The organism is Candidatus Sulfuricurvum sp. RIFRC-1 (genome assembly GCF_000310245.1).
Classification (GTDB): Bacteria; Campylobacterota; Campylobacteria; order Campylobacterales; family Sulfurimonadaceae; genus Sulfuricurvum.
Genome location: NC_020505.1, coordinates 414,366 through 428,305, shown reverse-complemented (window position 1 = coordinate 428,305; position 13,940 = coordinate 414,366). Strand labels below are relative to the sequence as shown.

14 protein-coding genes are annotated in these 13,940 nt (G+C 43.8%); 7 read left to right on the top strand and 7 right to left on the bottom strand.

The annotated features are described in order from the left end of the window. Positions 1-75 precede the first annotated feature (75 nt). Genes B649_RS02255 through nadA form a run of 6 tightly spaced genes read right to left on the bottom strand, consistent with a single transcriptional unit; the run spans position 76 to position 5,890 of the window. A complete protein-coding gene (locus B649_RS02255) occupies positions 76-1,242 on the bottom strand; it encodes a HAMP domain-containing sensor histidine kinase (RefSeq protein WP_015652877.1) in 1,167 nt (388 codons plus the stop codon). Further along, positions 1,232-1,885, bottom strand: a complete 654-nt coding sequence (locus tag B649_RS02250) for a response regulator transcription factor (protein ID WP_015652876.1) — start codon at positions 1,883-1,885, stop codon at positions 1,232-1,234. Before B649_RS02250 ends, B649_RS02255 begins: the two co-directional genes overlap by 11 nt. After that, positions 1,882-3,009 (bottom strand): cache domain-containing protein, encoded by a 1,128-nt coding sequence (locus tag B649_RS02245; protein WP_015652875.1) that lies wholly within the window; start codon positions 3,007-3,009, stop codon positions 1,882-1,884. The genes B649_RS02250 and B649_RS02245 overlap by 4 nt, the downstream gene beginning before the upstream one ends. Continuing rightward, the gene (gene flhB, locus B649_RS02240) at positions 3,009-4,076 is read right to left on the bottom strand and encodes a flagellar biosynthesis protein FlhB (protein WP_015652874.1); all 1,068 of its coding nucleotides are present in this window, start codon (positions 4,074-4,076) and stop codon (positions 3,009-3,011) included. Before flhB ends, B649_RS02245 begins: the two co-directional genes overlap by 1 nt. 9 nt (positions 4,077-4,085) lie before the next feature. Then, entirely contained in the window at positions 4,086-4,901 is an 816-nt protein-coding gene (nadC, locus tag B649_RS02235; RefSeq protein ID WP_015652873.1) for a carboxylating nicotinate-nucleotide diphosphorylase, read from the bottom strand. After that, the gene (nadA, locus tag B649_RS02230) at positions 4,898-5,890 is read right to left on the bottom strand and encodes a quinolinate synthase NadA (protein WP_015652872.1); all 993 of its coding nucleotides are present in this window, start codon (positions 5,888-5,890) and stop codon (positions 4,898-4,900) included. The genes nadC and nadA overlap by 4 nt, the downstream gene beginning before the upstream one ends. A gap of 154 nt (positions 5,891-6,044) precedes the next feature. Here nadA and plsY point away from each other — a divergent pair, with 154 nt between their 5' ends. The 7 genes from plsY to B649_RS02195 all read left to right on the top strand — a co-directional run bounded on the left by plsY (position 6,045) and on the right by B649_RS02195 (position 11,579). Next, the gene (plsY, locus tag B649_RS02225; RefSeq protein WP_015652871.1) at positions 6,045-6,659 is read left to right on the top strand and encodes a glycerol-3-phosphate 1-O-acyltransferase PlsY; all 615 of its coding nucleotides are present in this window, start codon (positions 6,045-6,047) and stop codon (positions 6,657-6,659) included. Continuing rightward, positions 6,656-6,985: a dihydroneopterin aldolase gene (locus B649_RS02220; RefSeq protein WP_015652870.1), complete on the top strand. Its 330-nt coding sequence runs from the start codon at positions 6,656-6,658 to the stop codon at positions 6,983-6,985. The genes plsY and B649_RS02220 overlap by 4 nt, the downstream gene beginning before the upstream one ends. A 62-nt stretch (positions 6,986-7,047) precedes the next feature. After that, on the top strand, positions 7,048-7,689 hold the full coding sequence (locus B649_RS02215; RefSeq protein WP_015652869.1) for an OmpA family protein: 642 nt from the start codon (positions 7,048-7,050) through the stop codon (positions 7,687-7,689). Between the two features lie 129 nt (positions 7,690-7,818). Beyond that, the gene (gene hsrA, locus B649_RS02210) at positions 7,819-8,490 is read left to right on the top strand and encodes a homeostatic response regulator transcription factor HsrA (protein ID WP_015652868.1); all 672 of its coding nucleotides are present in this window, start codon (positions 7,819-7,821) and stop codon (positions 8,488-8,490) included. Then, positions 8,469-9,767: a HAMP domain-containing sensor histidine kinase gene (locus B649_RS02205; protein WP_015652867.1), complete on the top strand. Its 1,299-nt coding sequence runs from the start codon at positions 8,469-8,471 to the stop codon at positions 9,765-9,767. Before hsrA ends, B649_RS02205 begins: the two co-directional genes overlap by 22 nt. Positions 9,768-9,851: 84 nt before the next feature. Then, positions 9,852-10,106, top strand: a complete 255-nt coding sequence (locus B649_RS02200) for a YfhL family 4Fe-4S dicluster ferredoxin (protein ID WP_013459298.1) — start codon at positions 9,852-9,854, stop codon at positions 10,104-10,106. Continuing rightward, entirely contained in the window at positions 10,107-11,579 is a 1,473-nt protein-coding gene (locus B649_RS02195; protein WP_015652865.1) for a Ppx/GppA phosphatase family protein, read from the top strand. 50 nt (positions 11,580-11,629) lie between these two features. Here the strand turns inward: B649_RS02195 and bamA are convergent, their stop codons facing one another. Further along, positions 11,630-13,867 (bottom strand): outer membrane protein assembly factor BamA, encoded by a 2,238-nt coding sequence (gene bamA / locus B649_RS02190; RefSeq protein WP_015652864.1) that lies wholly within the window; start codon positions 13,865-13,867, stop codon positions 11,630-11,632. Positions 13,868-13,940 lie beyond the last annotated feature (73 nt).

Below are 13,940 nucleotides of genomic sequence, written 5' to 3'. Positions count from 1 at the left end.
TGGCTCTCCTTGAATTCTTATTTCGAGGAGTATTGTAAAGCAGGAGTGTAAAATTAATGTAAAAAAAATGGATAATTAAAGGAGAGTGCAAATAGGCGGGTAAAAAGTATACGAAAAGGTACTTCCTTTCCCGTAGATTGAGTCGATTTGAAGCTCAATTCCCGCTTTATCGATAATCGATTTGACGATATTAAGCCCTATCCCAAATCCCCCTTTATCACGATTTTCACGATAATAACGCTCAAAAATACGGTTCACATCTTCGATTCCGACACCATAATCTTTAAAACTCATGACACATCGATCATCCATATTCAGTAAAAAGATATCGATTTTCCCCTCTTCCCGCGAATATTTAATCGCATTGGAAAGATTATTGTCGATAATCCGCTGAAGCTGTGTGGGATTGAATAAAATTCCTACCTCTTCATCGATATACGGTTCTAATGTAATATTTTTCAAAGCGGCAACTTCAGCAAAATAATCAATCCTCTCTTGCAAATAGCGGCTAAGATTAATGCGTTCATATTCAAAAGCCAAGCGTTCGTTTTTAATCAAATAGTCCATATCGTTATAAAGGGTAGCAAGGGTTTTCGTTGCCGCCTTAATCCGCTTAAGGTATTTATTACTCGGATTGGATCGATGATAAAGATCGATATTGACATTGATAATGGAAAGCGGCGTATTGATCTCATGCATCGAATCTTTGATAAACTGATCGAGCCGTTTGTTGACTCTCTGAAACGGCAAGGCAAAACGATCCAAAAAGAAAAGCGAGAGGACAAAGATCAGCGCAGCGATGGAGAGGAGGATAATGACCACATCCTGATAAATGCGTGCATACGAAATCTCCCCTCCTACCACTAAATACGATGCATCAAAATATCGCCGTTCAGGAAGAGCCACCACCAAAGACGCATATCCGTTCTGGATATGATATCCCGTTTTTTGAATACCTACTTCGGATTGAATTAGGGTAAAAATCGGCTTAAAATGGAGATCATACAACCCTGATTGAAACGAACGGAACCTCGGGTAATCAAACGCTTGTTTCTCTTTAGGATCAAACTCTTCCATCGAACGGAGAATCAAATGCGATTGACGTTTGAGCTTAAATTCATACTGAATTTCATACACATATTTCATGTAGGTGACATACAAGTAGGTAGGAACCAGTAATAATACTGCTACCAGCATCGTATACAAAAAAGCATTTTTAAGGGCGTAGCGATTATCGTTCAATGATGTAACCCAGCCCGCGACGATTTTGGATGATCTCTAAAGGGAGCTTTTTACGTAAATTATTGATCTGCACACGGATATTGGCAGGATCGACGTACTCACCCCAAATCTCATCTTGAAACATCTCCACCGAGACGACTTGATTCGTGTGCTTGAGCAATACGGCAAAAATCTCTTTTTCCGTTTTACTAAGAGCTATATTATGATCGTTGTGCATCAAAGTGAAGTTTTCAGTATCGTAAATCAGCCCTTCGCCAAAATCAATTTTGTTTTCCCCCTCATGATAAAAACTTTTCAATGCATGCATAATCCGTATCTGCAATTCGGTAAGATCAAACGGCTTACGGATATAGTCGCAGCATCCCGATTTGTATCCCTCCTGCAAATCGTCTACATTGACCATCGAGGTGAGGAAGATCGCAGGAGTTTTATTCCCCTCTTTGCGAAGGGTACGGAGGAGATCAAACCCGTTCATCCCCGGGACATTGACATCGAGGAGATAAAGATCAAAATGGGTTTCATAAATGGCATCGAATGCCCTCTCGCCATTGCTGAATCCGACTACCTCAAGCCCTAGTTCTTCTAAGAACTCGGTGATGCTCACACGGAGCATGTATTCATCTTCGAGTAACAATACCTTCATCGTATCTCCCCTTTGATCTCGTTGGTTACTTTGTAATCGAGCATAATACCGATCAATTCCTCTTTGGAATACGCATTAAGCCGTTCACGTGCTTCTTCGAGATAGAGTTCTCGATCCTCTGGGCCCACAGTGTCTTTGAGATACAACAGCTCTTTATCGTATACACTTTGAAACTGGGCATTATCGAGCGATTTTTTCACCATAACATCATAAAGCTCATTACGGGAGAGATGGATCAAAAATGAAATATCCTCTTCATCCGAGTGAGCATAGGTCGTAATTTGCTTCGGTGAAAGGGAAAAAATAAAAGCTCCGATACTCTCACCCTCCCCGTTCATCATCGGTTCATAAAAAAGATACCGTCCGCCGCTAAAAATGACACGGGCTGTTTTGAGTGTTTTAAAATTGATCCCGTTTAAAAGTTTTAAATCGCTTTCGGTGTATTTCGGATTGGCCAAAATATATTCCTTGCCGATGGCTGGATTCTCTTGCATAAATACCGCCGTTTCATAAAACCGCTCATCCATCAAAATATACAGATCAATCCCCAACCGATCAAAATATTCCTGCGTCGATTCGAAAAAAGAGACCACTTCGACAAACCCGATCATCTTCTCACTGTGATAAACGGGAACGGTCGCTTTAACGCCGATTTTTCGCCCAACTTCGATTGCCGAACGGGGATTCTTATGAGTTTGAAAATAGAGCAGATCGGGGCGGTGAAAATCCAGCGGCATCCCGGCATACGAATTATCCCAACTGCGGGCGAAAATAACGTAATCCGACGTGATGATTTGAGACCGGATCAACGAATCGGTATGAAGTTTAATCGACTCCATCACCTCGGATAAAATTTCAAAACCTTTATCTTCATCCTCTTGTTCCAATGCCTCGCTCAGAGAACTGTTTTGCCCCAGTATCAACGCATAGCGCAAAGCGGTAGAACGCTCTTTTTCGAGTTGATTATTCAGCGCCAGTGTAAGTTGGTCACTCAGCCGCTCTAACGTTTGCGAGGTTACCTTTTGCTCCAAATACCATAACACACCGCCCAGCATTATCGCTATGAATAAAAATACCCCGGCGATCATCTTTTTATCGGATAAAAAATGGTACCAGCGATCCATTAGACGTTTTCCTTGCGCTTCTTACCCATCTTATAGACATACGCCAACACTTCGGCAACTGCGGCAAACATCATATCGGGAATCGCTCTGTCAATCTCCACTTCTTTGTAAAGCGAGCGTGCGAGGGGAGGATTTTGGACGATATGAACCCCATTTTCACGTGCTATCTTTTTAATCTGAATCGCGATATTGTCAACCCCTTTGGCCACCACCACCGGAGCATTATGTTTGGTTTCATCGTAGACTATCGCTACGGCGTAGTGGGTTGGATTGGTAATAACGACATCCGCCGTCGGAACGGAGGACATCATCCGCTTACGTGCCGCCTGCATCTGAATCTGGCGAATTTTTGCCTTGATATGCGGATCCCCTTCCATATTCTTCATCTCATCTTTGATCTCTTGTTTCGACATTTTGAGTTTATCGAAATACTGTTTTCGGGTAATAAAAAGATCGAAAATCGCATACACAAAAATGATGATAAGCATGACCGAAGCAAGGACGATCGCTTTATCCCGCAACCACCCCATCTGATCTTCGAGGGTAAAGAGAGCAACCGTTGGCAGTTCTTCCATGTATCCCCAAAAAAAGATAAAACCGATTCCCAAAGCAGTCAAAGACTTAAAAGTAATTTTGAGCGATTCAAGTGCTTTTTGGAGGGTAAAAAGGTTGGCGAATCCTTTGATCGGATCGAGTTTGGAAAAATTCGGCATGAGCGGTTTCGTCGTAAAGTTAAATCCCATCTGTGCTACCGTCCCAAAAACTCCCGCGATCGCAACAATAATAGAGATAGGAAGCGCCATAATGAGAAATTCCCGAAACGTTATCAAGGCCATATCAAACATCAATTCACGATCCAACGGCTGATTCATCAACGAAAAATAATAGCGCGAAAGGTTGAGCAGACGATCGGCGATAAACGTAAACATCATCAAAAGAGCTAAAATTGCTACGAAGAGGACTACGACACCGACGATGTCCTGACTTTTGGCGACATTTCCCTCTACTCTGGCATCTTCAATCTTTTTGGAGGTGGGTTCTTCGGTCTTTTCTTGATCGTCAGCCACAAGTTACCCTTAATCCATTTTCATAGACAGATCTATCCAATTTGCCTGATGAATGAGAGAGCCGGTACTGATCGCATCAACGCCGGTACGTGCATAACTCTCGATAGTATCTAGGCTAATATTACCGCTTGCTTCAAGCAGCACCGAGGGATAGTTTTCTCGCTTAAAGAGTACGATTTCGCCTAAGTGTTCAGGGGAAATATTGTCGCACATTACAATATCGGCTCCCGCCTTCATCGCTTTTTTAGCCATCTCAAAATCTTCCGCTTCAATCTCGATTTTAGAGGTAAACGGGATTTTTTTACGGGCCTCTTCCATAAAGCTTTCGAGGTTGGTGATAGTTTTGAGATGGGTGTCTTTAAGCATCAGCGCATCATCCAATCCCATCCGATGGTTTGTCGCTCCACCGATACGGGTGGCGTATTTCTCAAAATTACGAAGCAGCGGGCGTGTTTTTCGGGTATCGAGTAGTTTGGTACCATAGGGTGTGATGAGATCGACGTATTGGCGCGTCAATGTCGCAATGGAACTGGCATGAAGAAGCATATTCAGCAGCGTCCGCTCAATCCGAAGCAATGTATGCGAATCACCGGAAAGCTCCATCAAAACCTCCCCACTCACAAACGTTTCACCGTCATGTTTGTGCCACGTAATACTAAATTTCTCACACTCCGCCAGTACCCGCAGATAGAGTTCTCCGGCGACTACGCCCTTACTCTTGGCGATAATTTTTGCTGATGCGGGAACAGGATCAGAAACCCGTGCGTACAAATCCCCCCGCCCGACATCCTCAGCCAACACTTCGCGGATAAATTGCTCAATCATAACGCCATCATCCTCTCAAGTGCAATTCTCGCCCAGTAGGCAGTCTCTTCATCCACCTCGATCTCATTGATCGGCGCACCGTCCTCGATTGCTTTGAGGGTGTTATACAAATCTTCCAGCGTCGTCTCGTTCATCGTCGGACATTCGGGTTTCGTACTGGAGAGAATATAGGTGTTACTCGGACGAAGGCGATTGACCATATTAAATTCGGTCCCTACCGCGACTTTTTGATCTTCTGGAAGTTCTTTAATGTATTTGATGAGCTGTGAGGTCGATCCGACGAAATCGGCGCGATCACAGATAGCAGGATCGCATTCGGGATGAACGGCGATCAAAATTCCCGGATATTTGGCACGATAAAACTCGATGTCATCGACGCTGAAGAGCTGATGGACGGAGCAAAATCCGTCATAACAGATGATATCGGCTTCTTTGGGATCACTACCGTCTCCAAGTACGCACGATTTCAGCCCCATCATATTGGCGATATTCTGCCCCAAGCAGCGATCCGGTACAAAAAGGATTTTTTTCCCCTCAGCCAGTGCTTTAGTGATAATCATTTTGGCATTGGAACTGGTGCAGACCATCCCCCCCATTTTCCCGACACGCGCCTTGACATCGGCATTGGAGTTGATATAGGTGATCGGTAAAATATCTTCTTGCTTGATCCCCGCATCTTCGAGCTTTTGGATCGATTGATCATAATAGAGTCCATCAATCATACGCGCCATTGCACAGCAGGCAACTTTCGGCATAACAACCCGCTTATTTGGGGAGAGAATTTTGACGCTTTGTCCCATAAATCCGACACCGCAAAACACAACGAACTCTTTATCATCCGCCATCGTACGACGGGCAAGTTCGAGTGAATCGCCGGTAATATCTCCCATCTCAAATACTTCATCCCGCTGATAGAAGTGCGCCACGACGGTAACGCTGAGACGGTTTTTAAGATCAATAATTTTTTGTTTTAATTCTTCAGTGTTCAAACCACTATTCCTTATACATTCGATAAAGCTGTTATTATAACCAAACTCATACCGCCCTCTCCTTGAAGCGTAAAACTTCTTAAGCACTTTTTTATTTCATTGTAACCATCGGTGAATTATAATACCGCCTTGTTTACCTAAGAAAAGGAATCGAATGGATTTTTTATTTAATCTCAACGTGCAGTTTTATTTGGCCGCGTATCTCCTCGGCGGTATCCCGTTCGGGCTGATTTTGGCAAAAGTGTTTGCAGGAGTCAATATCACCGATTCAGGTTCAGGCAGTATCGGAGCGACCAACGTGCTACGGGTTGTCAAAGAGACCAACCCCTCCCTCGCCAAAAAGCTTGGAGCTGCTACCCTCGCGCTCGATGCGCTAAAAGGGATTATCGTCGTTCTTGCCGCAAAATATTTCGAACTTAGCGACAGCGTTCAATGGATGGTAGCGGTACTCGCCGTACTCGGACACTGTTTCAGCCCGTACATGTGGTTTGAAGGGGGCAAAGGAGTTGCAACCGGTATGGGTGTTATGGCCGTTATGCTCCCGATTCCGACAGCCATCGCACTGGTGGTGTGGGGAGTTGCGGCCAAAACGATCCGTATTTCATCCCTCTCTTCCATGCTCGGATTGCTTTCCCTCGTGATTGCGTCATTCGTTCTCTACCCAACAATGTCTCACGCTCCGGTACTTTTTATCGCTTTTATCCTCTTTTATAAACATATCCCTAACTTTATCCGCCTTTTCAAAGGGGAAGAGAAACGGGTCGCATGACAATCCTCATCGAGAGTCTAACCTTTGAAACCATCATCGGTATTCTCGACCACGAACGCATTACTCCTCAGCAGGTGCGTATCGATTGTACAATCGACTATCCCTACTCTGCGGGTAACTTCATTAATTACGCCGACGTAACTCAGATCATCGAAGCGACGATGAAACATGAACGATTTGAGTTAATCGAAACTGCTTTAAACCTTTTGGGTACGACTCTGAAACAAAACTTTCCACTAATTGAAGAACTTACTTTAAGCATTCGCAAGCCTGATATTTTGTCCAATTGTACCGTCGGCGTTCAGCATACAATCCGCTATATATAAACAATTGGTTCACGATTCAGCGGTATACTAATAACACAAAACTCACACTCAAGGAACATCAAATGACACGTATGGCTTTATCATTATTCACCGCAGGATTACTACTCATCGGATGTGCAGGAACGGAAACAGGTTTTTCCAAAACTCAAACAGGAGCGCTTATCGGCGGTCTTGCCGGAGCTGCTGCCGGAGCCGCTACCGGTGATCATAGTGCCAAACGAATCCTTATCGGAGGTGCGCTTGGAGCGGCTGCCGGCGGAGGTATCGGATATTATATGGATAAACAGCAAGAAGAACTCAATAAAGAGCTCAAAGGAAGCGGTGTCGAAGTACAGCGCCAAGGGGATACAATCAATCTAAATATGCCGGGCGGAATCACATTCGACAGCGCACAAGCAAACATCAAACCTAACTTTGCACCTGTTTTGAATGATATTGCTAACGTTATGATCAAATATCCTGAAACCAAAATAGAGGTCCAAGGACATACCGATAATGTCGGAAACGATGCCTCAAATCTTACGTTATCACAACTTCGAGCCCAAAGTGTTACCTCCTATCTGAACTCGCGCGGAGTTGACTCAGCCCGTATCAAATCCGTAGGCTATGGCGAAAGTATGCCGATCGCGTCAAACGATACCCCATCCGGTCGTGAAACCAACCGACGTGTTGAAATCAAAATTATCCCTAATCCGGCTAAATAATAGAGAACATCAAAAACACCGTTTTTGTTCATTACCATTCCTATTTTTAAAAAAAATTGAAAAAAAGTTTAAAATTTTCTAAAAGTATGGTATCATTTCGGCAAAATTTCCGTTACATGAGGAATCTGAATGCGTATTCTGATCATTGAAGATGAAGTAACCCTCAATAAAACCCTTGCAGAAGGGCTTAAAGAGTTCGGTTACCAAAGCGATGTCGTCGAAACCCTAAAAGATGGCGAGTACTATCTCGACATCCGTAACTATGACCTAATCTTAATGGATTGGATGTTGCCGGACGGTAACAGCGTTGATATCATCCCTGATATTAAAACTAATACCCCTAAAACGGTAGTAGTCGTTCTCTCTGCTCGTGATGACAACGAAAGTGAAATCGAAGCGCTCCGCGCCGGTGCTGATGACTATATCCGCAAACCGTTCGATTTTGATGTACTTGTCGCACGTATCGAAGCACGTCTCCGTTTCGGCGGAAGCAATATTATCGAAATCGATGATTTGATTATTAATCCTGAAGAGGAAAAAATCATCTACAAAGAGAAAGAGATCGAACTTAAAGGGAAACCTTTCGAAGTATTGACTCACCTTGCACGTCATCGTGACCAAATCGTCTCTAAAGAGCAATTGTTGGATGCTATTTGGGAAGAGCCTGAGCTTGTTACACCAAATGTTATCGAGGTTGCAATCAACCAAATCCGTCAAAAAATGGACAAACCTCTCGGTATTACAACCATCGAGACGGTACGCCGCCGTGGATACCGCTTTTGTTTTCCAAAAGAAGTATAAGACGACGCTTTCTTTTTCAACTCATTGTCGCTTCGGCGGCATTGGTTATCCTTTTCTCCTCTTTTCTATACCTTTTTATCAAACAATCCATTTACGACGAAAAACAAGCTGAACTGATCGGCTACGCTGAAAATATTGCTTCCTATAAATCTCTGTTATCGACTCAGCAAAACAATACTGATGCTCTTATGGGACTCAATGTCGAACTCATTACCCTCACACCGGATGAAGAGCATCTCGATTTTTACGAAACAGATCATAAAGATAAAACAACTACCCTCACGCTTATCTATCCATTTGATTTTGAAAAGTCCTCTTATCTGAAAATTAGCCGTGACATTACTCCGACCAAACGGCTGCTGCGAAAAATCATGAACTCTATTTATCTCATCAACGCTGTCGGCTTTGTCGTTATTATCCTCTACGCTATCGCTTTTTCAAAAATGTTGATTGCACCGATTACTGCTCTGAGCCGCCGTCTTGCCAACATGAACGAGCACCTGATTCGTCCCATCAAGGTTGAACAGCTCCCGGATGAATTCGAGCCGCTGGGGGAAACACTCAATCGTCTTATCGCCCGTATTCAAAATTTTGTTAAGTACCAAAAAGAGCTCTTTATCGGTGCGGCACATGAACTCAAGACTCCCCTCGCTGTTATTAAACTCAAAAATCAGGTAACCCTGATAAAGAAAAGAACACCGGAAGAATACATCGAAGCAATCCGTATTACCAACCAAAGTGTCGATGAGATGAACAAAATCGTTGCCGATATTCTCAACATCGGTCGCCAAGAGGGGGCGCAGCTCGAAATACCGATTCAAACCGATATCATCCAAATTCTCAAAAAATGGGAAGGAGATTTTAAACTGTTAGCCAACAGTGAAAATAAATTGCTTATTACCCGTTTTGAGCCGGATGCCTTTAGTGCCGTATTACAGGTGACACTCCTCAACCAAATTTTGCAGAACTTTTTGCAAAATGCCCTAAAATTTACCCCTGAGAGGAAAACGATCGCCTTCAAAAGCTACCTTAACGGGGTCGGTATCGTCATCGAAGTGATCGATGAGGGGTGCGGAATCGATGAGAGTGTCGATCTCTTCGCCCCTTTCAAACGCCAAGGGAATAAATCGGGGGTGGGGCTCGGTCTTTTCTTGGCCAAAAGTGCCGCTGAGGCGATTGGTGCGACGATTACTCTCACCAATCGAGAAGACGGAATTGACGGCACAATTGCCCGTCTGGTTCTCCCTTCGAAACTTTGTTGCGTCCTTCCGCAATGATAAGATTTAGGAGTTTAAAACTCCTCAAAGGTTCCTTTCGCTATAAATCGCGCAATAACCAATCAAACAACCGAGGTTTACCCTATGCCACTACTAATAGTCGATGAATGTATCGCATGCGACGCATGCCGTGAAGAGTGCCCAATGGATGCAATTGAAGAGGGCGATCCGATTTATATCATCGATCCGGACCGTTGTACTGAGTGTGTAGGAACCTATGATGAGCCTGCCTGTATTGCTGTGTGTCCTGTCGATTGTATTATCCCGGATAAAGACAACGTTGAAACGATGCAGGAGCTCCTGTACAAACACAAGCAATTGATGGAAGAAGAGGAGTAAATGGCGAAATGTACCGCCGTTATCGATATTGGAAGCAATTCCATGAGGATGGCGGTATTTCAAAAAACCAGCCGTTTTGCTTTTCATATCCTGCATGAGGTCAAAAGTTCTGTTCGTCTAAGCGAGCATGCTTATAAAAATGAGGGCTACCTTCAGAATGAACCGATGGAGCGCACAGCGCTAGCGATCGGAGAGTTTCTCTCCATTGCCAGCTCATTCGGCGCTCGAAAGATATTATGTGTAGCCACGTCTGCTCTGCGCGATGCCCCGAATTCTTCCGCTTTTCTCTCCCGTATCCAACGAGAATACAATCTCTCTATTAAAATCATCAGCGGAGAGAAAGAAGCCTACTTAGGGGGGATGGCATGTGCCAATCTTCTCCCGAGTGTTGATGAAGCAATCAGCGTTGATGTAGGTGGTGGTTCGAGTGAATTTGCACTGCTACGCAATGGTAAAGTCGAACAACTTTATTCACTCAATATCGGAACTGTTCGCATCAAAGAGCTCTTCTTTGACAATAATGATATTAACGGAGCGGTTGAATACATCGATGAAGCCCTCAAAGAACTTCCCGATTTTGGAACCCATACGCTTATCGGTATCGGCGGAACTTTCCGTGCCCTCACAAGAGCTATCATGAAAAAAGAGGAGTATCCTCTCCGAAAGCTCCATGCCTATACAACCGACACCAACACCTTTTTACACTTTACCTCTCAAATACTCGAAGCCGGACCGAAAAAACTCCGATCATTGTTTATCAAACCCGATCGTTTTGATACTATCAAACCCGGTACTCTGATTTTAGAACGTATCATTCGACATACCCAAACCAAAACCTTGCTCTCTAGTGGTGTCGGTGTACGAGAGGGTCTGTTTTTAAGTGATTTACTCCGAAACAGTGGCGATAAATTCCCCGCTCATTACAATCCAAGTGTACGCTATCTACTCGATACGTATGGAATTCACAGCGATCATGCTCTCCAATGTGCCCATCTCTCGAAACGTATTTTTGATTTGCTTCATACTCATCTAGGGATTAACCTTGTGCATCGTCAGGAGCTGAGTATTGCCGCTAAACTCCTCTCTATTGGTGTAGGAATCCGCTATTATGCGTATCAACGCCATAGCCATTATCTAGCAATGAGTGCACTCGATTATGGGCTTAGCCATTCACAGATTGCATTGATCTCTCATCTGCTGCTCTTTAAAAAAGGGAGCAGTTCCTCTGATCTGATCCCTAAAGGCTCATATGGATCATTATTGCCAGATGAAGCTACTCTCGATGCTCTGAGCGCAATTCTATGGCTCTCCCATATCCTCTTAGCTGCACGTATCAATGCGTCCGATATCACCCTTTCAATCGACTCACACAGCGGTGCATTAGTCGTCGGATCCAAATCGCTTTATTTAGCACGAGAACAACTCAAAAACATCATTCTTCCTAAAAACTTTACCCTTATGCTAAAAGAGTGATCTAGGAACGAATTCACCCGTCGACAAGCTCAGGGTGAACGGAGATTATTTTAAAACCGTTGTCCGATCGTAAACTCAAAGTGAGTAACATCGTCGCCTGATTTATCTCCGATCGGATTTGCAAATACCAGCTGCAATGGTCCGACCGGGCTAAACCATTCCAATGATACCCCATAACCGCCCCGTTTGATTTCACTCAAACTCTTTTCTCCGATCATCCCGTAATCGACGAAGGCAGTGGCACGCATACGCGCTTCAGGGACTAAAGGTACACTGAATTCCAACGAGTTGGAGAAGGTTTGAGTTCCTCCGATTTTGTATGGTTCCCCTGCACTGTCAACACCATCGGTCGGTGAAAGGGAGTATCCTTGGTATCCGCGAACCGAACCGATTCCCCCCATATAAAACTTTTCTCCTATCGGTAAATAGCCGCTTTCATCTGCATAATTAAATCTGGCTTTGTACCGTAAAATGAGATCAAAATCGGTCAGTTTTTGGAGCCCTTGATACGCTCCGAAACTGGTACGGCTTTTGATAAAATCAGCACCTCCGCCTACACCGGCTTTCTCAATACTTTGAGAAAATGTGAACCCTTCACGCGGAATATAATAATCATCCGTATTGTCAAAACTAGCTGAAAGGATCACTGAACTTTTTGCATAATTTTCATAATAGCGAGGATCATATCCAGTACTGTTTTTATCAACATCACTATAATCATTTTTCGAGTAATTGTACCCCATGTATCCACTCCAGTAACGGTTAAAACGATGTCCTACCCCTACGCTGGTACCGACTGATGCGACAGAATAGCTGTCATACTCTGTCGAGCTGTTAAAGACTGAGAAGTTACCGCTAAAGTCGCTGTCGTTAAGTCGAGGATTAGAGATATTGAATGAGTAGTTACTGGTACGTTGAGAGCGTTCTAAATTGAGTCCTACATTGATCCCTGAACCGAAAATATTACGGTCACTCACGGAAACACTGAGGAGAATTCCACCGAAACTTCCATATCCCCCGCCGAGTTGGATATTTCCTGTCGGTGCCTCTTTCGTTTGGACGATCAAATCCATCGACTCATCATCGATCCGTTTCTCTTCGATCGTGTTACTCTCAAAATACCCCGTACGCCCGATCGCATTACGAGAATCTTTGAGATTAGTCAAGCTGTACAAATCCCCCGGTGCGAGGAAAAGCTCACGACGCACGACTCTATCAAGGGTACGGTTATTTCCGGAGACGATAACATTACGGATGCGTACTTTTTTACCCGGATTGATGCGATAGACAACATCAACACTTTTGCTCTCTTTATCTTTTTTCAGATCGGGTTGAACCTGTACATACGCGTATCCCAAATCGGCAATTTTGGTCTTGATACGATCAGCGTCTTCACGAAAGGTTTTGATGTTAAACGGTTTGTTTTTCTCTAAAGCAATAACGGCTAAGAGCTCTTTATCATCAATAACGGCAGTGTCTTGGAAAATCAAAATATCACTGACGCGATACACATCCCCTTCAAACACATTATAGTTCATCTCGGCGGTGTAATGGTCAAAATCGACTGCAACAAACGGTTCATCGATTTTTGCATCCAAATAGCCGTTTTGCATGTAAAAATCACGAATACGAAGCGGGTCGTATTGAAGCTCCGCCACTTTCATTTTACCGTCATTACGTCCCCAGAGCCATCCCATAAATTGCTCTTCTTTGTTCGCAATCATACTCTCAAAGTCGTCACTGTCTTGCGTCAAAACACCCGCATAGGTTAGCTTTTTAATGATAATCTCTTCACCCTCATTGACGATAAATTTCACCTGCATACTGCCGTTATCGAGTTTCTCGGACTCAATTTCGACAACCGAATCGATTTTACCATCCTGACTCAGAGCATCGATAATTCGCTTCTTAGCCCCTTCTAGGCGCTTTTCATCGTAAAGTGCCCCTTTTTCAATCTGCAACAAACTCTTGCTTGCCTCTTCATCGTTCTCTTTGTACCCTTTGAGCTCGATTTTAGAGATGATCGGTTTTTCTTTAAAGTGAAAGGTCACTTTACCCGTCTCCTCATCAGCCCATACATCTTCGAAATACCCCTGATCAAAGAAGTTTTTGATGGTTTTATCAACCATCACAGGGTCGAGAGGTTCACCCACTTTAACCTCATTGAGCCGTTTTGCAACCGCTTCGGAGATATGAATCATCCCCTCATACTGAATTGATTGAACATTTTGTGTCGATCCATAAACAAGAGCGCTCGCTACTGCTAAAGAGAGGGTGATTTTTTTCAAGCCAAAGTCCGTTGCGTTAAAATAGTCTCTTATTCTAGCACTGTAACGATTAATAGTTCTGTAAATTAAACTT